General features: G+C 69.3%; 14 protein-coding genes. 5 read left to right on the forward strand and 9 right to left on the reverse strand.

Features of this window, described 5'->3' with window-relative positions:
• Positions 1–10: 10 nt before the first annotated feature.
• The 5 genes from OG936_RS24725 to OG936_RS24745 form a co-directional block, all read right to left on the reverse strand.
• The gene (locus OG936_RS24725; protein WP_406497515.1) at positions 11–790 is read right to left on the reverse strand and encodes a serine/threonine protein kinase; all 780 of its coding nucleotides are present in this window, start codon (positions 788–790) and stop codon (positions 11–13) included.
• Between the two features lie 156 nt (positions 791–946).
• Positions 947–2,953, reverse strand: a complete 2,007-nt coding sequence (locus OG936_RS24730) for a family 43 glycosylhydrolase (protein WP_406497517.1) — start codon at positions 2,951–2,953, stop codon at positions 947–949.
• A 34-nt stretch (positions 2,954–2,987) separates the two neighbouring features.
• Entirely contained in the window at positions 2,988–4,454 is a 1,467-nt protein-coding gene (locus tag OG936_RS24735) for a transglycosylase SLT domain-containing protein (protein WP_406497518.1), read from the reverse strand.
• A gap of 11 nt (positions 4,455–4,465) precedes the next feature.
• Positions 4,466–6,004, reverse strand: a complete 1,539-nt coding sequence (locus tag OG936_RS24740) for a peptidoglycan DD-metalloendopeptidase family protein (RefSeq protein WP_406497520.1) — start codon at positions 6,002–6,004, stop codon at positions 4,466–4,468.
• A 14-nt stretch (positions 6,005–6,018) separates the two neighbouring features.
• Positions 6,019–6,978, reverse strand: a complete 960-nt coding sequence (locus tag OG936_RS24745) for an alpha/beta hydrolase (RefSeq protein ID WP_383751055.1) — start codon at positions 6,976–6,978, stop codon at positions 6,019–6,021.
• 219 nt (positions 6,979–7,197) lie between these two features.
• Here OG936_RS24745 and OG936_RS24750 point away from each other — a divergent pair, with 219 nt between their 5' ends.
• The 5 genes from OG936_RS24750 (at position 7,198) to kdpC (ending at position 12,636) form a co-directional block, all read left to right on the forward strand.
• Positions 7,198–7,830 (forward strand): sensor histidine kinase, encoded by a 633-nt coding sequence (locus tag OG936_RS24750; protein ID WP_406497521.1) that lies wholly within the window; start codon positions 7,198–7,200, stop codon positions 7,828–7,830.
• 261 nt (positions 7,831–8,091) lie between these two features.
• On the forward strand, positions 8,092–8,163 hold the full coding sequence (gene kdpF, locus OG936_RS24755) for a K(+)-transporting ATPase subunit F (RefSeq protein ID WP_266752464.1): 72 nt from the start codon (positions 8,092–8,094) through the stop codon (positions 8,161–8,163).
• A 13-nt stretch (positions 8,164–8,176) separates the two neighbouring features.
• Positions 8,177–9,841, forward strand: coding sequence for a potassium-transporting ATPase subunit KdpA (gene kdpA / locus OG936_RS24760; RefSeq protein WP_406497523.1), 1,665 nt, complete (start codon positions 8,177–8,179; stop codon positions 9,839–9,841).
• Complete coding sequence (gene kdpB / locus OG936_RS24765) at positions 9,841–11,970, forward strand: potassium-transporting ATPase subunit KdpB (RefSeq protein ID WP_406497525.1); 2,130 nt, start codon at positions 9,841–9,843, stop codon at positions 11,968–11,970. Before kdpA ends, kdpB begins: the two co-directional genes overlap by 1 nt.
• Before the next feature lie 36 nt (positions 11,971–12,006).
• Positions 12,007–12,636: a potassium-transporting ATPase subunit KdpC gene (gene kdpC, locus OG936_RS24770; protein ID WP_406497527.1), complete on the forward strand. Its 630-nt coding sequence runs from the start codon at positions 12,007–12,009 to the stop codon at positions 12,634–12,636.
• Between the two features lie 141 nt (positions 12,637–12,777).
• Here the strand turns inward: kdpC and glgB are convergent, their stop codons facing one another.
• The 4 genes from glgB to OG936_RS24790 form a co-directional block, all read right to left on the reverse strand.
• On the reverse strand, positions 12,778–15,264 hold the full coding sequence (glgB, locus tag OG936_RS24775; protein ID WP_406497529.1) for a 1,4-alpha-glucan branching enzyme: 2,487 nt from the start codon (positions 15,262–15,264) through the stop codon (positions 12,778–12,780).
• Between the two features lie 113 nt (positions 15,265–15,377).
• On the reverse strand, positions 15,378–16,775 hold the full coding sequence (locus OG936_RS24780) for a maltokinase N-terminal cap-like domain-containing protein (RefSeq protein ID WP_406497531.1): 1,398 nt from the start codon (positions 16,773–16,775) through the stop codon (positions 15,378–15,380).
• 238 nt (positions 16,776–17,013) lie between these two features.
• Positions 17,014–18,720: a maltose alpha-D-glucosyltransferase gene (treS, locus tag OG936_RS24785; RefSeq protein ID WP_406497532.1), complete on the reverse strand. Its 1,707-nt coding sequence runs from the start codon at positions 18,718–18,720 to the stop codon at positions 17,014–17,016.
• Entirely contained in the window at positions 18,717–20,768 is a 2,052-nt protein-coding gene (locus OG936_RS24790) for an alpha-1,4-glucan--maltose-1-phosphate maltosyltransferase (RefSeq protein ID WP_406497534.1), read from the reverse strand. The genes treS and OG936_RS24790 overlap by 4 nt, the downstream gene beginning before the upstream one ends.
• Positions 20,769–21,265: the final 497 nt, after the last annotated feature.

Genomic DNA, 21,265 nt, shown 5'->3' on the forward strand with positions numbered 1-21,265 from the left:
TCACCGCGTCCTAGCGTCCGCGCTCGGCCGGTCCGGTGCGCGGCGGTAACAGGGTGAGGTGCTCCTCCCCTACGATCCCGAACTTCAGGGCGAGCCCGACGACGGCCTCGCGTTTTCCGTTACGGCGGTTCGCGCGGTCGGCGTCGTCCGTGGCCGCAGGGACGACGATGCGCAGCTTCTCGTCGGCGAGGTAGTCGATGTGCGAGGTGACCGCGCGGGCCGTGAGTCTGGCGCATGCGCCGTGGCCCCTGAGCCGCTCGACGATCTGCGGGGTGGTCGGTACGGCGACTGGTGACCGGTCGCGCAGCCACGGCTCGCAGAGCGCGACGAGCACGAGGAAGTAGGTGGCGGTCTCGTCCAGGGAGTACGCGGTGAGGGTGCGGCTCTCCCAGGACCCGCCGCCGGGTGCGTGCGCGTCCAGAAAGACGTGATCGGGGGCGAACACCTGGAAGGAGAGCGGGGTGTCACGACGGGAGGGCAGCACTACCCGGGCGAATTCGAACGGGATGGGCGCGCCGATGCGTCGCGGCGGGACGCGCAGGTACTCTCCCGCCCCTTCCGGGTTCTCGACCAGGTAGCTGTGGGTGGTGCTGAGGTTGCTCAGCTGCCAGTGGTCGTCCGTCGCGCGGATCTCTCCGGCCAGCCGGGACACCGCCTCGTCGGCGAGGCGGAGTTCGACCGGTGTGCGTGCCGAACCGCGGCCGAATCTGGCGTGCTCTCCGGGGCCGAGCCGCAGGGTCACCGCGTCGCCGCCGTTTCCCTCCTGCAGGTGGACGACAATTCCGTTCACCGCTCCCCCGTCCCGCGCGCCGACCGTGAGCATTGCCCGACGGAGGGATGCTACCGCCTGCGCACGGCGGAGCACGTGCGGTATTGGACACTTCGGCGCGCGGCGGTGACGACGGGAACGGGGCGGCGGAGCACGGACCTTGGGGCGCGGGGTGGGTCAGGGAGCGATGGCGCGGGTGCCGAATGCGGCCCAGGGGTGCCAGTCGCCGCCGGCCCGTTTCTGTACGCGGGTGCGCACCCGGCCGTCGGAGGCGACCGCGAAGAGGTGCAGGCGCCCGGTGGCGTCGGCCGCCGCCGTCGGGGTTGCGGGGAGCACGACGCCGGGCTCGGTGATGTCCTCGCCGGGGGCCCATGTGCCGCCGGGGGAAAGCTGCCAGCGGTGGGTGAGCCGTTCGCCGCCGGGGGAGAGGGCGAAGCCCTCCAGGCGGCCGTCGGCGCTGGGAACGAGCAGCGGGGCCGCGCTCGACCAGCCGAACAGCGGCTGCCAGTCGTCCCATCCGCCGCTCGGCACCGACTGGCGCCGGTGGAAGGCGGCCACACCGGACGGGGCGATCGCGGCGACGGTGAGCCGGCCGCTGCCGTCGCGGGTCACGCGAGGTGCCGCGGCGGCGGCGGTGCCGAAGCTGTTCCACGGGGACCAGGCGCCGCCCGGTGTCTCCTGCCAGCGGTGCAGGATCGCGGTGCCGCCGCGCGTGAGGGCGAAAACCTCCAGGCGTCCGTCCGCGTTGACCCCGACGACTGGCGGCGCTCCTGCGGGCCCCCCGAATCCCGCGTCCCACGCGTCCCAGACCAGCGCGCCGGGCGAGAACTGCCGGCGGCGGGCGATGAGGGTGCCGCCCGGGCTCAGGGCGAAGACCTCGAGGCGTCCGTCGGCGTTGCGGGCGACGGCGGGCGCGGCCCCGGCCGGACCGCCGAACTCCTCCCAGTCGTACCAGCCGCCGTCCGGCCTCTGCACCCTGTGGTGCAGGTTGAGGCCGCCGGGGGCGAGCGAGAACACTTCCAGACGGCCGTTGGTGTTGCGGCCGAGCGTGGGAACCGCACCGGCGGGCCCGCCGAACGGTTCCCAGTCCGACCACGTGTCGCTGTCCGGGTCGAGCTGCATGCGCCGGAGCATCGAGCGGTCGGCGGCGTCGAGCGCGAACACGGTCAGGCGGCCGTGGACGTCCGGGGCCGCCACCGGGTTGTCCGGGCTCTGCCGGACGGGGGGCGTGTCCTGCCAGCGCAGGGGTGCGAGGGAGAGGCCGTGCCGGAACCAGCCGGCGGCACTCGCGTACCAGTTCCGCGTGTCGGTGATCGGTTCGACGGCGTGGCCGGGGACGTGGCCCGCGTAGCCGTCGAGGGTGAAGCGGAAGGGGTCTCGGGAGGCGAGCACGTCGGTGCCGTCGTAGCCGCCGCGCGGCCCGATGAAGAGGTAGAACCAGCCGTTCCGTGCGACGACGTACGGGGATTCGGTGACCGAGACGCCTGTGGCGGCGGTGCTGTCGTCGGCGAACGCGATGCCGGGCGCGCTCCAGCGCAGCAGGTCGGCGGAGCGGCGCCAGCAGACGAGGTGACGGCCGTCGGTGGCGGAGAGATCGGTGTAGTACATGACCCACTCGGCGCCGATCCGCACGACCATCGGGTCGCGCGCCGCCGGGCCCCGGAACAGCGGCCCGGACGGCAGGCGGGTCCAGGTGAACAGGTCGGTGGAGGTGGCCAGGTTGATCGCGGCCCCGTCTCTGCCTCCGGCGGCGTAGAACATCCAGTAGGTGCCCTCGGCCTCGATCACGTGGGGCGCCCAGAGGTGCTGCTCGCCGTAGTACGTGGGATCGACGGTCAGCGCGTCGGGGTGGGTGGTCCATGTGCCGTACAGGTCGGGTGCCGAGGCGTGCGCGAAGGAGACCTCGGCCTCGCTGTTCGGCGCCTCGCCGGGTGCGGCGCTGTCGCCGACGATGCTGAACAGGTGCCAGCGGCCGTCCGACCGGACGAGGGTGTGGTCGTTGAGGTAGCGGCGCCGCCCGGACGCGGACGGGTCGTGGACGGGGGTGAAGTGACCGGCGTCGATCCACTGGTGGGGCGGGACGTCGGCGGGGGTGACGGCGGATGCGGCTGGGACCGGAAGCGGGAGCACGAGTGCTCCCGCTCCGGCCGCACGCAGCAGGTGCCGCCTGCTGATCGGATGCATGCATGGTTCTTTCTCCGGAGGGACCCGGGTGGGGTCAGTTGACGGCGGGACCGGACGTACGGTTGAGCCAGGCCCAGTCGGACCAGGTCGAGAAGCCGGTCTGCCATTTGTGGTAGACGCCGGCGTTGCTGGTTGCGAGGACCTCGATGCGGCCGTCGGCGTTGGTCGCCGCGGTGATCTCCGTGCCGCCGGTGCCGAAGGACTCCCATTGGCCGTACGGGGCGTTCACCCCGTTCTGCCAGAGGTGCTGGGCGACACTGCCGTTGATCGCGAAGACCTCCACCCGGCCGTCGGGCGAGCGTTCACTGCTGAGCTGGCTGTCGGCGGGGCCACTGGTCGGTTCCCAGTCGGACCAACTGGTGGGGTTGGTCTGGTACTTGTGGAAGACTCCGACGGGTCCGGAGGCGAAGACTTCGAGGCGTCCGTCCTGGTTGTGGTCCACGGTCAGGTCACGGCCCCCGCCGCCGAAGTTCTCCCAGGCGGACCAGCCGCCGTTGACGGCGGTCTGGTACTGGTGCTGGAACACGTCACCGTTGATCGCGAAGGCCTCAAGACGCCCGTCGGGTGCCTTCTCCATCTCGATCCGGCTGTTCGCGGGACCACCGCCCGCGGATTCCCAGTCCGACCAGCCGCTGTTCGGTGCGGTCTGGTACTTGTGGAAGACCCCCACGGGTCCGGAGGCGAACACTTCCAGGCGTCCGTCCGCGTTCGCACCCACCGCGATGTCCCGGCCGCCGCTACCGAAGTTCTCCCATCCCGACCAGCTACCCGAAGGAGCGGTCTGGTACCGGTGCTGGAACACGCTGCCGTTGATCGCGAAGACCTCCAGGCGTCCGTCCGCGTTCGGGCCGATCGCCAGCTCGGCACCGCTCGGACCGCCCAGGAACTCCCACTCCGACCAGCTGCCGTTCACCCCCACCTGCCATGCGTGATGGATGCCGTCGGCACCCGCCACGAAAGTTTCCAGACGGCCGTCCGCCGAACGCGCCGACACCACCCGCCCCGACTCCGCCGGATACACCAACGGACGGGGTCCGGGCTCGTGGTGGCCGAGACGGTCCACCGCGGCCTGCGCTTCGTCCATGTGCCGCCGGTGCGCACCCTGGTTGTAGGTGGACCAGGGCTGCCAGTTGCGGCCGCCGGAGGAGATGGCGAAGGCCGCGTTCGCGTTGCACTGGGGGTCGAAGGCGCAGGCGTTGTCGACCTCGGGGTGCCAGTAGTCATTGATCTGCCACAGGCCGCGGTCCGTGGACGGGGGCGTGTTGTTCTGGACGTTGGTCGCCGTAGGGTTGCAGCTGGATTCGGCGAGGGCGACGGCGACGGCGGTCACCAGACGGTCACCCCGGAAACCGGCGTTGTAGCCGACCTGGGCGCACAAGTCGCTCGGCGCGGCGTACGCGGGCGAAGCGCCGGCCAGGACACCTGCCGCGAGCAGCAGGGAGGCGAGCGTCGCCAGGATGGCGCGATGGGGCGATCTGTGAGCTTGCTGCACAGTTCTCACCTGGTGTCTCCTCAACTGACGGCAGGACCGGACGTACGGTTGAGCCAGGCCCAGTCGGACCAGGTCGAGAAGCCGGTCTGCCATTTGTGGTAGACGCCGGCGTTGCTGGTCGCGAGGACTTCGATGCGGCCGTCGCCGTTGGCCACTGCGGTGATCTCCGTGCCGCCGGTGCCGAAGGACTCCCATTGGCCGTACGGGGCGTTCACCCCGTTCTGCCAGAGGTGCTGGGCGACACTGCCGTTGATCGCGAAGACCTCCACCCGGCCGTCAGCGGTCAGTTGACTGGTCAGCTGGGCGTCGGCGGGGCCGCCGGTCGGTTCCCAGTCGGACCAACTGGTGGGGTTGGTCTGGTACTTGTGGAAGACTCCGACGGGTCCGGAGGCGAAGACTTCGAGGCGTCCGTCCTGGTTGTGGTCCACGGTCAGGTCACGGCCCCCGCCGCCGAAGTTCTCCCAGGCGGACCAGCCGCCGTTGACGGCGGTCTGGTACTGGTGCTGGAACACGTCACCGTTGATCGCGAAGGCCTCAAGACGCCCGTCGGGTGCCTTCTCCATCTCGATCCGGCTGTTCGCGGGACCACCGCCCGCGGATTCCCAGTCCGACCAGCCGCTGTTCGGTGCGGTCTGGTACTTGTGGAAGACCCCCACGGGTCCGGAGGCGAACACTTCCAGGCGTCCGTCCGCGTTCGCACCCACCGCGATGTCCCGGCCGCCGCTACCGAAGTTCTCCCAGCCCGACCAGCTACCCGAAGGAGCGGTCTGGTAGCGGTGCTGGAACACGTTGCCGTTGATCGCGAAGACCTCCAGGCGTCCGTCCGCGTTCGGGCCGATCGCCAGCTCGGCACCGCTCGGACCGCCCAGGAACTCCCACTCCGACCAGCTGCCGTTCACCCCCACCTGCCATGCGTGATGGATGCCGTCGGCACCCGCCGCGAAAGTTTCCAGGCGTCCGTCCGCCGAACGCGCCGACACCACCCGCCCCGACTCCGCCGGATGCACCAACGGCGTGGGACGGGGGCCGGTGCCGGGCGTACAGGGCACGCTGATGCCGCGTTCCGCCAGGTAGGGGATGGGGTTGGTGCTCCTGCTCGCACCCGCGTCCACCCAGACCCGCAGGTGGAGGTGGGGACCGGAGGACTGGCCCTCGCTGCCCATCAGGGCGATCCGCTGACCCGCCACGACGTGGTCGCCCACCTGGACGTCCCGCTGGTACATGTGGCCGTACTCGGTGATGGTCTGGTCGGGGTGCAGCACACGGATCCACTGGCCGTAGCCGGGTTCGTACCCCGAGATGGTCACCTTGCCGTCGCCGACGGCGTAGATCGGGGTGCCGTAGTCGGCTGCGATGTCGATGCCGTTGTGCGACGAGCTGTGTCCCTGGGAGATGAATCCGGTGGTCGGGCAGGCGGCGGCGAACCCGGTGACCTGGGCGGTGGCCTGCGCAGGGACCTGGGCGGCGGCTGAGGCGGTCACGAGCAGGCCCGACAGCAGGGCCACGACCGTCGCGAGCACGAGGCGCGGTGCGCACCACGGCGAGCTGGCGTGCGACATGTGACGTCCCCCCGTCACGCTTTGCGCAGGCGGGCGATGACGCCGTTGATGTCGCGCTGCAGCATGTCGTGGCGGATGAAGTGGCCACCGGGCACCTCGTACGACTCGTGCGGGATCCCGGCTCGGTCGAGCAGCCCGCGGAACTCCCGCTGCCCCGCGAGCACCTGGTTCTCGTTGATGGTGTCGAACCAGTTGATCGGGTCGGGGCTGGTGCCGGCGACGAGGAAGACCCGCTTGTTGCGGTAGCTCTCGATCCGCTGCACGGGGTTGTCGGCATTCACCCGCGCTTCGTCCCAGAACGGCGCGCCGTAGATGGTGCCGCCGTTCAGGTCCAGGTACGCGGCTGAGGCGTTGGCCCAGTGGGCGACGAGGCCGCCGTCACGGCGAAGGCTGGCCGGGCCGGAGTGGGCGCTGACGGAGGCGAAGTGGCCGTAGTACTTGGCGGCGTACTTGAGCGCACCGAAGCCGCCCATGGAGAACCCGCTCACGGCCCGGCCGTCGTATTCGGCGAACGTACGGAAGTTGGCCTCGACCCAGGGCAGCAGCTGGTTGATGTGGAAGTGTTCCCAGTTACGGGGGCCGACGTTGGAGCTGACGGGGTTGGAATACCAGCCGGCGTGACCGCCGTCGGGCATGACCACGATGAGCCGCTTGCCGGCGGTCCAGTCACGGATGCGCTCGCGGTCGAAGGTGATGAAGTCCTGGTCCGTGCCGCCGCCGTGGAAGAGGTACAGGACGGGGTAGGTGCGGCCGCTCCAGTGGTAGTCGTCGGGCAGCAGAACGTTGACGCCGGGGTTCCAGCCGATCGCGGAGGTCTGGAACCGGTAATACCACATCCGGGGGTCGCCCTCGTTGTGCTCCACGATGTGCAGGCCGAAGCCGTCACTGGCTGCCGCGGCCGTCGATGCCGACGCGAGCACGCCTCCGGTGCCCAGAGCCATGGCGGCGGTGAGCCCGCCGGCGGACTTGAGCATGCTCCTGCGGGTAGGGTTATGTGCGGTCAACGTGTCCTCCTTGGAAGCGCCATGACGGTCTGTCCGACCGCTGGGTGACAATCGCTTGGGACGGTAACGACCGGCCTCCGGGCGGAGAACCCGGAACCTTACGGAATGACAGAGCCGACCCGCACCGGCAAGTACCGTTGCTTTTCAGGCGCCTGACGCGGCGTAGCGGGCCGCGATCTGCGTGCGCCCTTGCACACCGCCGAGGAGGCGCTCCAGCGCTTGCGGCGTCGGCGTGCCGGCGAGCCGGTTCCCGAGGAGGCCCGGCTTTTGGACGCGGCCCGGGCGGCCGTGCACCGGGCGGCGCAGTTGGTCACCGATCTCGACGATCTGAGCCGTCTGCATGCCGGGGCCCTCGACCTCTACCTCCGCCCGGTCGACCTCAATGAGGCACTGGGCGCCGCCTTGGACGACCTCGGGCCCGGTGGACACTCGATCGTTCTGCGCCTGCCGGAACAGCTTCCTGACGTGATCGCCGACGCCGCGCTCCTCACCCGTGCCCTGACCGCACTCGGGGCCGACGCACTGCGGCACAGCCCCCCGGATTGGCCCCCCGTCTTCACCGCCGAGGCCCGGGGCGACCGGCTGGTGATCCAGGTGAAGGACGGGACGCACGGCCCGGGCCCGGAGCCGGGCAAAGCAGCCGCCCGGGCATCGAGTACCCGCGGTGACAGTCTGGCTCTGCGGCTGTCGCGCGACCTCGCCGAAGCCATGAACGGTGCCCTGGAGACGACCATCGAGGACGGCGGCGCCGCCTTCTCGGTGGCGCTCACTCTTCCGAGCGCCGCGCCCGGTGGCGGCGTGATGTTCGGCCATGCCGGGTGAATCCCCACGCTCCACGTTCACCTGATCGGCCCGCGGAGCATCAGGCCACTCCCGTAGCGAACTGATATAGCGTCAAAAATAGCTTTCGCGCCATATCCGTCGCGCCATATTCCGACCGGGGTGAGCAGCCCCGCCTCTGATGCTTCTGTGAGGTGCTTCGCGTATGCCGGACGTGGCGTTCATCGGCCTCACGGTCGTGGTGTTCGCACTTATTGGTCTGGTCGCAAAGGGGGTCGGACGTCTGTGAGCGCGGAAAACATCGTGGGCTTGATCGTTGCCGTATGCCTCGTGATCTACCTGGTCGCCTGCCTGATTTTCCCTGAGAAGTTCTAGGCGGAGAGGCCGGATGAACGACACTCTCGCGGGATGGCTCCAAGTACTCGCCCTGGCCGTCGCGCTGGGACTCTCGTTTCGGCCGTTGGGCGACTATACGGCCCGCGTCCTGACCACCGATCGCCATGGGCGGGCGGAACGTCTGATCTACCGGGCAGGCGGAGTGAACGGCGACGCCGACCAGACGTGGCCGGTCTACCTGCGCAGCACTCTGGCGTTCTCCGCAGTGTCGGTAGTGTTCCTGTACGCATTCCTTCGCCTGCAGAACCATCTCCTGCTGTCTCTGGGAATGAAGCCGGTCAGTCCGGCCCAGTCGTTCAACACCGCGGCATCCTTCGTCACCAATACCAACTGGCAGTCGTATTCCGGTGAATCGACCATGGGGCACCTGGTCCAGATGGCGGGCCTCGCGGTGCAGAATTTCGTCTCGGCGGCTGTGGGTATCGCCGTCGTCGCCGCACTGATCCGGGGTTTCGTCAGGAAGAAGACCGATCGCGTCGGAAATTTCTGGGTCGACCTGACCCGGATCGTGCTTCGCGTTCTGCTGCCCCTGGCATTCGTCTTCGCGATCGTTCTGGTGGCCGCCGGAACCGTTCAGAATTTCCACGGAATCCACGACATCACCACCATCGCAGGCGGACACCAGGGCATGACCGGGGGTCCCGTCGCCTCCCAGGAGGCCATCAAGCAACTGGGCACCAACGGCGGTGGTTTCTACAACGCGAACTCCGCCCACCCCTTCGAGAACCCCAACGCCTTCACCAACCTGATCGAGATCTACCTCATGCTGGTCATCGCGTTCTCGCTGCCGCGGACTTTCGGGACGATGGTCGGCGACAACCGGCAGGGCTACGCGATCGTTGCCGTGATGGTACTGATCTGGGGTGCATCGGTCGCCCTCGTGACCGTCAACGAGCTGCACAGCGTCAGCAGCACGGCTGGTCACGCGGCCGGCGGAATGACGGAGGGCAAGGAGGCGCGGTTCGGGATCTGGGCCTCCGCCCTGTTCGCCGCATCCACCACCCTTACGTCGTGCGGAGCGACCAACTCCTCCCACGACTCGTACACGCCGGGCGGCGGCGGAATGACGATCTTCAACATGATGCTGGGGGAGATCGCGCCCGGCGGCACCGGATCCGGGCTCTACGGAATCCTGATCCTGGCGATCGTCACGGTCTTCGTAGCCGGACTGATGGTCGGCCGTACGCCCGAGTACCTGGGCAAGAAGCTCCGGGGCCGGGAGATGAAGTTCGCCTCGCTCTACATCCTGACCACGCCCGCGCTCGTGCTGGTCGGTGCGGGGCTGGCGATGGCGTTCCCGGGTGAAAGGGCCGCGATGCTCAACTCCGGACCGCACGGCTTCTCCGAGGTCCTGTACGCCTTCGCGTCGGCTGCGAACAACAACGGGTCGGCGTTCGCGGGGCTGAGCGCGAACACCGTCTGGTACAACACCACGCTCGGTGTGGTCATGCTCGTCGGCCGGTTCCTGCCGATGGTGTTCGTCCTGGCGCTCGCCGGCTCGCTCGCCGGGCAGCAGCCCGTTCCGGTCACCGCGGGCACCCTGCCCACTCACCGGCCCCAGTTCGTCGGTCTGCTGACCGGAGTGATCCTCATCGTCGTCGGTCTGACGTACTTCCCCGCGCTCGCGCTCGGCCCCCTTGCGGAGGGTCTGCACTGATGTCCACGACCGCCACTTCCGCTCCCACCCCGCCCGGCTCCGGACGCCGGCAGCACCGGGTCCCGGGCGGACTGCTCGATCCCAAGCAACTTCTGACGTCCTTCCCCGAAGCCCTGGGCAAGCTGGATCCGCGCTTGATGGTCCACAACCCCGTCATGTTCGTGGTGGAGGTCGGGGCGGTGCTGACCACGCTGTCGGCCATCAGCATGCCCAGTGTCTTCGCCTGGGTGATCACGGCATGGCTCTGGCTGACGTCGCTCTTCGCCAATCTCGCCGAAGCCGTGGCCGAGGGACGCGGCAAGGCCCAGGCGGAGACCCTGCGCCGCACCAGGACGACGACGACGGCCCGCCGTCTCACCGGCTGGCGGCCCGGCGCGACCGACGCCGCAGAGGAGGAGGTTCCGGGCGTCGATCTCCGTCTGGGCGATCATGTCGTCGTCGAGGCCGGGCAGACCATCCCCGGCGACGGCGATGTGGTCGAGGGCATCGCGAGCGTCGACGAATCGGCCATCACGGGCGAGTCGGCGCCGGTGATCCGCGAGTCCGGTGGTGACCGGTCGGCGGTCACGGGCGGCACCAAGGTGCTCTCGGACCGGATCGTAGTGAAGATCACCTCGAAGCCGGGGGAGACCTTCATCGACCGGATGATCGCACTCGTGGAGGGAGCCGCGAGGCAGAAGACACCGAACGAGATCGCACTCAACATCCTGCTCGCATCCCTCACGATCATTTTCCTGATCGCGGTGGCGACCCTGCAACCCTTCGCCATCTTCGCGGGGGCCGAGCAGACCATCGTCGTCCTCGTCGCCCTCGTCGTTGCCCTGATCCCCACGACGATCGGGGCGCTGCTGTCGGCGATCGGCATCGCGGGCATGGACCGCCTCGTGCAGCGCAACGTGCTGGCGATGTCCGGGCGCGCGGTGGAGGCCGCGGGCGACGTCAATACCCTGCTGCTCGACAAGACCGGCACCATCACCCTCGGCAACCGCCAGGCCGCCGAGTTCCTGCCGGTGGACGGGGTGATCACCGAAGAACTCGCGGATGCCGCCCAACTGTCGTCGATCGCCGACGAGACGCCCGAGGGCCGCTCGATCGTCGTCCTCGCGAAGGAGCAATACGCGCTGCGCGGCCGTAGCGAGGGCGAACTGGCCACGGCACAGTTCGTACCCTTCACCGCCCAGAGCCGGATGAGTGGTGTCGACATCAGTGATCCTCAGGACCATCGGTCTTTGCGCAAGGGAGCGGCGACGGCAGTGATGCGCTGGGTCCGTGACAACGGCGGCCACCCCACGGCAGAGGTCGGAGCCATCGTCGACGGAATCGCCGCGAGCGGCGGCACCCCCCTGGTCGTCGGCGAAGTGACCCGTCAGGGCGAAGCTCGCAGCGCCCGGGTCCTCGGCGTCATCCACCTGAAGGACGTCGTCAAGGAAGGCATGCGCGAACGCTTCGACGAACTGCGCCGCATGGGCATCAGAACCGTCATGATCACCGGCGACAACCCGCTGACCGCGCGCGCCATCGCCCAGGAGGCGGGGGTGGACGACTTCCTCGCCGAGGCCGCACCCGAGGACAAGATGGCCCTGATCCGGCGCGAACAGGCGGGCGGCAAGCTGGTCGCGATGACGGGCGACGGTACGAACGACGCGCCCGCGCTCGCCCAGGCCGATGTCGGCGTGGCGATGAACACCGGTACCTCGGCCGCCAAGGAGGCCGGGAACATGGTGGACCTGGACTCCAACCCGACCAAGCTGATCGAGATCGTCGAGATCGGCAAACAGCTGCTGATGACCCGTGGCGCGCTGACGACGTTCTCGATCGCCAACGACGTCGCGAAGTACTTCGCGATCATCCCGGCCATGTTCGCGATGGTCTACCCGGGCCTGGACAAACTCAACATCATGCGCCTGCACAGTCCGACCTCGGCGATCGCCTCCGCGATCGTGTTCAACGCGCTGATCATCATCGCGCTGATCCCGCTCGCGCTGCGTGGTGTGCGCTACCGGCCGTCCTCCGCCGCGAAACTGCTCGGCCACAACATCTGGATGTACGGGCTCGGCGGGCTGGTACTGCCCTTCGTGGGCATCAAACTCCTCGACCTCCTCATCCAGTTCATCCCCGGACTGCGCTGACAGACGCCCCGACGGAAGAAAGAAGGCGATCCCACGGTGCGCACCCACCTTCCCCCCGTACTCCGGCACCATCTGACCGCCCTGCGGATGCTTCTCGTGTTCACCCTGCTCACCGGCATCGCCTATCCGCTGCTCGTCACCGCCATCGCCCAGGCCGGTTTCTCCCACCAGGCCAACGGCTCGCTGCTGACGACGAACGGCAAGCCGGTGGCCTCCTCACTGATCGGCCAGAACTTCACACTGCCGAAGAAGAATCCCCAGGGCGCGCAGGAGCTGCTGCGCCCCGACCCCACGTGGTTCCAGCCCCGCCCGTCCACGGGCGGCTACGACCCCGAGAGCTCAGGCGCCTCCAACCTTGGACCGAACAACACCGATCTGATCGAGACCGTCCACAGCCGTCTTGCCGCCGTCGCCGCCTTTGACGGAGTTCCGCTCTCGTCGGTCCCCCCGGACGCCGTGACCGCCAGCGGCTCCGGCCTCGACCCGGCGATCTCCCCGGCCTACGCCTACGAACAGGTCGACCGTGTCGCGAAGGCCCGCCACCTCGCGCCCGCCGAGGTCAGGGCGCTGGTCGCCCAGCACGTCCAGGGACGCGTTCTGGGCTTCCTGGGGCAGGAACACGTCAACGTGGTCGAACTCAACCACGATCTGGCCAAGCTGGTGTGACCACCGTGCAGGGGGTCGACAGTGGCGCGGGTCGAACCGAAGCCGGACAACGGCTCCTCCGACGGGACGGGCCCGCGCCGTCAAGCCGCCACGGCGACGTCGGGCAAGGCCCGGTGGTCGTCGCGGGCCCCTCCACCCGGCTCACACGGGCTTGAACCAGACCGTCGCCAGCGGCGGCAGCGTCAGCAGGATGCTGCGGGGACGGCCGTGCGCGGCCACCCGTTCGGGCTTCAGCGGGCCGGTACGGCGCACGTCGCTGCCGCCGTACCGGGCGGCGTCCGTGTTGAGGACCTCCACCCACGCGACCTGATCGCCGAGGACGTCCGGCACGCCGATGCGGTAGCCCTGCCGCACCACCGGGGAGAAGTTGCAGACGGCGAGCAGCGGCGAGCCGTGCGCGTCGTAGCGCAGGAAGGCGAAGGCGTTGTCCTCGGCCGCGCCGCCGTCCACCCAGTCGAAGCCCTCCGGGACGGTGTCGCGCTGCCAGAGCGCGGGCGTGCCGGCGTACACCGCGTTCAGGTCGCCGACCAGAGTGCGTACGCCCCGGTGGTCGCTTTCCGCCTCGTACGAGGGGTCGAGCAGCCACCAGTCCGGGCCGTGCCCCTCGGACCACTCCGCTCCCTGCGCGAACTCCTGCCCCATGAAGAGGAGTTGCTTGCCCGGGTGGGCCCACATGAAGCCGAGGTACGCCCGGTGGTTGGCGCGCCGCTGCCACCAGTCGCCGGGCATCTTGCTGACCAGCGCCTGCTTTCCGTGCACCACCTCGTCGTGCGAGATCGGCAGGACGAAGTTCTCGCTGTACGCGTACACCATCGAGAAGGTCATCTCGTTGTGGTGGTACTTGCGGTGCACCGGCTCCTTCGACATGTACTGGAGGGAGTCGTGCATCCAGCCCATGTTCCACTTCAGCCCGAAGCCGAGCCCACCGAAGCCGTCGGGGCCGACATGGTGGGTGGCGCGGGTGACGCCGTTCCAGGCGGTGGACTCCTCGGCGATGGTGACGACGCCCGGATTGCGCCGGTAGACGGTGGCGTTCATCTCCTGGAGGAAGGAGACGGCGTCCAGATTCTCCCGGCCGCCACGCTCGTTCGGGGACCAGTCCCCGTCCTCGCGCGAGTAGTCGAGATAGAGCATCGAGGCGACGGCATCGACCCGCAGTCCGTCGATGTGGAACTCCTCGCACCAGTAAGTCGCGTTGGCGACGAGGAAGTTGCGTACCTCCTTGCGGCCGTAGTCGAACTCCAGAGTGCCCCAGTCCGGATGCGCCGCCCGCGACTGGTCCGAGTGTTCGTACAGCGGACGGCCGTCGAACTCCGCGAGCGCCCAGTCGTCGCGCGGGAAGTGCGCGGGCACCCAGTCGACGATGACGCCGATGCCGGCCCGGTGCAGCGCATCGACGAGGAATCGGAAGTCGTCCGGTGTGCCCAGTCGCGACGTCGGCGAGTAGAAGCCGGTGACCTGATAGCCCCACGAACCACCGAAGGGATGCTCGGAGACCGGCATCATCTCCACATGGGTGAATGCCAGATCCTTTACGTACCGAGGGAGTTGGGTGGCCAACTCGCGGTACGTGAGCCCCGGGCGCCAGGACGGCAGATGCACCTCGTACACGGAGAACGGCGCCTCGTGCACCGGTACGTCGCCCCGGTGGGCCATCCACTCCTGGTCCCGCCACTCGTGGTGCGAGGCCGTCACGATCGAGGCGGTGGCGGGCGGGACCTCGGTGCGGCGGGCCATCGGGTCGGCGCGCGTGGTGTGCGAACCGTCCGGGCGGCAGATGTCGAACTTGTAGAGCGCACCCTCCCCGATTCCCGGCAGGAACAGCTCCCACACCCCGCTGGAGCCGAGCGAACGCATCGGGAAGCCGGTGCCGTCCCAGAAGTTGAAGTCACCGACGACCCGCACTCCGCGCGCGTCGGGGGCCCATACGGTGAACCGGGTACCCGGAACGCCCTGGTGTTGCATGGGCTGCGCGCCGAGGGCGGTCCACAGCTCCTCGTGCCGCCCCTCGCCGATCAGATGCAGATCGAGATCGCCGAGCGCGGGCAGGAAGCGGTACGGGTCCTGCACCGCGATCTCGTTGTCGTCGTAGGCGACCAGGAGTTGGTACTCGGGGAGCGCGGGCATCGGCAGCAGGCCCGAGAAGAGGCCGTCGCCGTCGTCGTGCAGCTGGGCCCGCAGCCCCTTGGCGAGCACGGTGACGGACCGCGCGTACGGGCGCAGCACCCGGAAGGTCACGCCGCTGCGGCCCGTGTGGGCGCCGAGCACGTCGTGCGGGGCGTGGTACTCGCCGTACAGCAGCCGGGCCCGGTCGCCCTCGTCGAGGGGCTGCGCCTTGCGTACTCCCTGGCTGCCGGCTCCTCCCCGGCGAAGCGGCGGCGTAACACCGGAAACGGCACCGGAATCGGCACCGGCACCGGCATCGGCTCGCTTGGACGCGGGCCTCTTCCGCTTGGCGGAGCCGGCCGGTTCCGGAGGGGGCTGGGCAGCCGCCTTCGCCGGGGCCGCGGGGGATGCCTTGCCGGCCGGTGTCACCGGTGGGGCTTGCGGGGCCTCGACCTCGACCTCGGCCTCGATCTCGGCTTCGGTGCGGGCGGGCGATGTACGGGAGGGCTTGCGGGCGGTCACGGGGACAGCCTCCTCGGAGGGTGTTGGCGGAGCGGAGCGGGGCGGGAGGAACGGGAACGGGACGGGACGGGCGGCGGCCTCGAACCGGGCGACAGGGGCGGCGCCCCGGGCCGTCAGTCCGCGACGACCGCGGCCAGGCGGCGGATCGCCGCCATCGGGACCGGCAGCCAGTCGGGCCGGTGACGTGCCTCGTACAGCACCTCGTACACCGCCTTGTCGGTCTCATGGGCGCGCAGCAGCTCCGGTTCGCTGCGCGGGTCGACGCCCGCGGCCTCGGCGTACCCCTCGCAGTAGGCGGTCCGGCAGCGCGCCGCCCACTCGGCGTTCCACGGGCGGTGCGAGCGGGCCGCGTAGTCGAAGGAGCGGAGCATGCCCGCGATGTCGCGCACCGGGGGCTGCGGCCGACGGCGCTCGGGCAGCGGCCGGGCCGGTTCGCCCTCGAAGTCGATCAGTGACCAGAAGCCGTCGGCCGCGCGCAGCGTCTGGCCGAGGTGGAGATCGCCGTGGACCCGTTGGGCCGCCCAGTTGCGGCCCCGGTGACCCAGCGCGGCCACCGCGTCGAAGGCGGTGCGCAGCCCGGGGACGTACGGCGTGAGCGCCGGTACCGCGTGCGCGGCGGCCTCCAGCCGCTGCACCATCGCGGCGGCGAGGTGCTCGGTCTGGGCGCGGCGCAGAGCGGGCTGCGGCAGTGCGGCGGCGAGCGCGGTGTGGACCTCGGCGGTGGCCCTGCCGAGGGCGTGTGCCTCGCCGGTGAAGTCGAGGCCCTTGGCGAGGGCACGCAGGGCGAGCTGCCAGCCGTCCTCAGCGCCGCGCAGGAACGGCTGCAGGACGCCGAGGGTGAGCGGCTCGGGAGCGGCGGCCTCGAACCAGGCGACGGGGGCGGGCACCCGTCCGCAGCCCTCGCGCGCGAGGGCGAGCGGCAGTTCCAGATCGGGGTTGGTGCCCGGGAAGATCCGGCGGAAGATCTTGAGGATGTAGGCGTTTCCGTAGACGAGCGAGGTGTTGGACTGCTCGGTGTCGAGCAGTCGCGGCGCCAGCCCCGCGGCGATCGGGGCGCCGCCCCGGTCGAAGCGCAGCGCGCCGAGGGTGCCGGGCGCACGGAACCGTTCCAGCAGGAGTTCGGCGAGGCGCGGGTCGTGCAGCCCCTCGTAGACGGTGCGGCCGGCGAGCGGCCCGTCCGTCACGTGCCCGATGAGCGCGGGCGCCAGCCGCGGCGGCAGCACGGACCGTACGCCGAGCAGGATTTGATAGCAGTCGTCCGGCGACTGCCCTGGCATGGACGGCTGATGGGCCCGGACCAGCAGATGGAGCAGCCCGGTGCGGGCGCGGGCCGGGCCGGTGTTCACCGGCAGCATCTCGGTCGCCGACAGCAGCGAGAAGGCCGCGATCGGCTGTCCCTTGCCCGCGAACCACCTTTGCCGGGGCAGCCATTCGTGCAACAGGGGGGCGAGAGACGGGAGCAGAGCTGTGCTGTCAGCCAGGGCGACCCGAGTGGATGCAGCCTCCGACATGGCATCGCGTCCTTTCCCCGGGCACACCACAGGATGCGAAGAGTGTCCCGGATTGCGGCATTGGCTGTCCGGCTGTGCGGGACGTGTCGGGTCAGGATGGTCCGTACGGACTCGACTCGAAGGGTTCGAAACGCCAGCGGGGACCCGGAAGGTCCCGGAAGCGCTCGATGTGGGGGAGAGCGCCCCGTGCGGGGCGGCGGAAACCGCCCCGCGGTGGGTGATGGGAGGTGGCGCCCGGTCAGTTCGGCGGTGCGTCGTCGCGCAGCCGGAACCAGTAGAAACCGTGTCCGGCGAGAGTCAGCAGGTAGGGCCACTCACCGATGGCGGGGAAGCGCACCCCGCCGATCAGCTCCACCGGATGACGCCCGTTGAACGACCGCAGATCGACCTCCGTCGGCTGCGCGAACCGCGAGAAGTTGTGCACGCACAGTACGAGATCGTCCCCGTGCTCCCGGGTGAAGGCGAGCACGGCGGGGTTCGAGGACGGGAGTTCGCTGAACGAACCGAGACCGAAGGCGGGGTTCTGCTTACGGATCTCGATCATCCGCCGCGTCCAGTGCAGCAGTGACGACGGAGACGCCATCGACGCTTCGACATTGGTGACTTGATAGCCGTAGACCGGATCCATGATCGTGGGGAGGTAGAGCCGCCCGGGGTCGCTGGAGGAGAACCCGGCGTTCCGGTCGGGGGTCCACTGCATCGGCGTGCGGACCGCGTCCCGGTCGCCCAGCCAGATGTTGTCGCCCATCCCGATCTCGTCCCCGTAGTAGAGGATCGGGGAGCCGGGCAGGGACAACAACAGCGCCGTGAACAGCTCGATCTGGTTGCGGTCGTTGTCCAGCAGGGGGGCGAGCCGCCGCCGGATGCCGATGTTGGCCCGCATCCGCGGATCCTTGGCGTACTCCGCGTACATGTAGTCGCGCTCTTCGTCCGTGACCATTTCGAGGGTGAGCTCGTCGTGGTTGCGCAGGAAGATGCCCCACTGACAGTTCTTCGGGATCGCCGGTGTCTTCGCCAGGATTTCGGAGACCGGGTAGCGGCTCTCGCGCCGGACGGCCATGAAGATCCGTGGCATCACCGGGAAATGGAACGCCATGTGGCACTCGTCGCCGCCGGCCGGGAACTCGCCGAAGTAGTCGACGACGTCCTCCGGCCACTGGTTGGCCTCGGCGAGCAGCACGGTGTCCGGGTAGTGCGCGTCGATCTCCTTGCGGACCCGCTTGAGGAAGTCGTGGGTCTCCTGGAGGTTCTCGCAGTTGGTGCCCTCGCGCTGGTAGAGGTACGGCACGGCGTCCACGCGGAAACCGTCGATGCCGAGGTCCAGCCAGAAGCGCAGCGCGGAGATGATCTCCTCCTGCACCGCCGGGTTCTCGTAGTTGAGATCGGGCTGGTGGGAGAAGAACCGGTGCCAGTAGTACTGCTTGCGCACCGGGTCGAAGGTCCAGTTGGACGTCTCCGTGTCGACGAAGATGATCCGGGCGTCCGGGAACTGCTTGTCGTCGTCGGCCCAGACGTAGTAGTCGCCGTACGGCCCGTCGGGGTCGGTGCGGGACTGCTGGAACCACTCGTGCTGATCGCTCGTGTGGTTCATGACGAAGTCGATGATCACGCGCATGCCGCGCTGGTGCGCGGCGTCGACGAACTCCACGAAGTCGGCCAGGTCGCCGAACTCCGGGAGCACGGCGGTGTAGTCGGAGACGTCGTAACCGCCGTCGCGCAGCGGCGACTTGAAGAACGGCGGCAGCCAGAGGCAGTCGACGCCCAGCCACTGCAGATAGTCCAGCTTGGCGGTGATGCCCTTGAGGTCGCCGATGCCGTCGCCGTTGGAGTCCTGGAAGGAACGGACGAGGACCTCGTAGAAAACGGCGCGCTTGAACCAGTCGGGATCGCGGTCCTTGGCCGGGGTGTCCTCGAACAGGTCGTGGACGGGCTCATTGACGATCATGGTGTGGGTGACCCTCCGGTCGGCGGGGACGGTCGCAGGACGACGATGTGCGCGGGCGTGACGCCCGGCTCCAGACGCACATAGAAGGTCCTGCCCCAGTGATAGGTATCGCCGGTGAGCTCGTCGCGCACCGGCACGCTCTCGTGCCGGTCGAGGCCGAGTCGCGGCATGTCCAACGAGACCGTGGCCTCGTGGGTGTGGTGCGGGTCGAGGTTGACGACCATCAGAACGATGTTCGAACCCGAACGCTTGCTGTAGACGATCAACGCGTCGTTGTCGACGGAGTGGAAGTGCACATCGCGCAGTTGCTGCAGCGCCGGGTGGCGGCGCCTGATGCGGTTGAGACGGGTGATGAGCGGGGCCAGTGAGCGGCCCTCGCGCTCCGCCGACTCCCAGTCCCTGGGCCGGATCTCATACTTCTCCGAGTGGAGGTACTCCTCGCTGCCGGGCCGGATCGGGGTGTTCTCGCACAGTTCGTACCCCGCGTACACACCCCAGGCCGGCGAGAGCGTGGCGGCGAGAACGGCCCGCGCCTCGAAGGCCGGACGGCCCCCGTCCTGGAGGTAGCCCGACAGGATGTCCGGGGTGTTCACGAAGAAGTTGGGGCGCATGTAGGAGGCGGTCTCGCCCGACAACTCGGTCACGTAGTCGGTGATTTCCTGCTTGCTGTTGCGCCAGGTGAAATACGTGTAGGACTGCTGGAAGCCGATGGCGGCGAGCGTACGCATCATTGCGGGCCGGGTGAATGCCTCGGCAAGGAAGATCACATCCGGGTCGGTCCGGTTGATATCGGCGATCACCTTCTCCCAGAAGATCACCGGTTTCGTGTGCGGATTGTCGACGCGGAAGATCCGTACCCCGTGACCCATCCAGAAACGGAGAATGCACCCGGTCTCCTCGACCAGGCCGAGCAGGTCCTTGTCGAAGGCGATCGGATAGATGTCCTGGTATTTCTTCGGCGGATTCTCCGCGTACGCGATCGTGCCATCCGCGCGGTGGTGGAACCACTCGGGGTGTTTTTCGACCCAGGGATGGTCGGGGGAACACTGGAGCGCGAAATCCAGCGCGATCTCCATGCGCAGGGTGCGGGCGGTGGCGACGAAATGATCGAAGTCGTCGAGCGTGCCGAGTTCGGGATGGACGGCGTCGTGACCGCCCTCGGCCGAACCGATCGCCCAGGGCACGCCCACGTCGTGCGGGGCGGGGGAGAGCGAGTTGTCGGGGCCCTTGCGGTGGGTGGTTCCGATGGGGTGGATGGGCGGGAGATAGACGACGTCGAACCCCATGGCGGCGACCGCGGGAAGCCGTTCGGCGGCCGTACGGAACGTGCCGCTGATGATCCTCTCCGGCTGGACCGCCGTCTTTCCCGCCCTGCCGGTTCTGCCCTTCTTCGCCGTACCGGCGGGCTTGGCCGGTACCACCCTGGCGCCCTCCGAGCGGGGGAACAGCTCGTACCAGGAGCCGAACAGGGCCCGCCGGCGCTCGACCAGCAGGGGGAGTGGGTGGGACGCGGTGACCAGTTCGCGCAGCGGGTGACGGTCGAGCGCGGCCCGCGCCGCGGGGACGAGCGCCGCGGCGAGCCGGGCGGCGGCCGGGCGGGACTCGTCGCGCAGGGCGTCGGCCGCGTCCAGCACCGCCTCGCGCCCGTCCCGCTTGGGCACGCCCGCGGCGGCCCGTTCATACAGCTCGGCGCCCTCCGCCAGGACGAGCGCGGTGTCGATCCCGGCCGGGATCTTGATCCGGGCCTGCTGCCGCCAGGTGGTGACCGGATCGCTCCAGGCCTCGACCGTATACGTCCAGTGGCCCTCGGAGGCCGGGGTGACATCGGCGCCCCAGCGGTCGGTGCCGGGGGCGAGCTCGCGCATCGGCGTCCAGCGACCGGGGCGCCCGTTCGGATCCAACAGGACCACATTGGCGGCGACGGCGGCATGGCCCTCCTGGAAGACGGTCGCGGTGACCTGGAACGTCTCACCGGCAACGGCCTTGGCAGGCCTTCTGCCGCAGTCGACGAGTGGGCGGACGTCGAGGACGGGAATGCGACCGATCATGGAATCACCTGGGGACTGGGGCTCGGACCGAACGGGACGCGACGCGACCGCGGAGGGCGGAATTCGCGCACCGCGACCGATGGGGTCCATCCTTTCTAGCTGCTCTGTTGACGACTGACGGGGTGTGGGCATGGCCGCTCCTGTCCGCATTCACTCGAATGGCACTCGAATGGCTGGGTGCGGATGTGTTTCGCGGAGGTAAACCGGCTGGACACCGGTCCCGCGGGTGCCTCGTATTCATGCTGCATTCGGGCGACATTCGCATGTTCCCGTGATGCACTCGGGCTCCGTACCGGAGAAGCCTTCCCACGATTCCCGGGAGGCCAATCCGGTGGTGTGTCAACTACTCGGGCGTATCTGTAACGAACTGAATGCGCCGAGCGCTGCCGCACGTGCGCGGGCTCGTCGGTGCTTCCCGGATGCCACTGGGCAGCCTTCCCCTTGGCGTGAGGTGTCACAAGACCGGACGGGGGAAGGGAATCGGCCATTACCTGCGG

Origin of the sequence: Streptomyces sp. NBC_00846, from assembly GCF_045207325.1 — a bacterium.
In the GTDB taxonomy this organism is placed as follows: Bacteria; Actinomycetota; Actinomycetes; order Streptomycetales; family Streptomycetaceae; genus Streptomyces.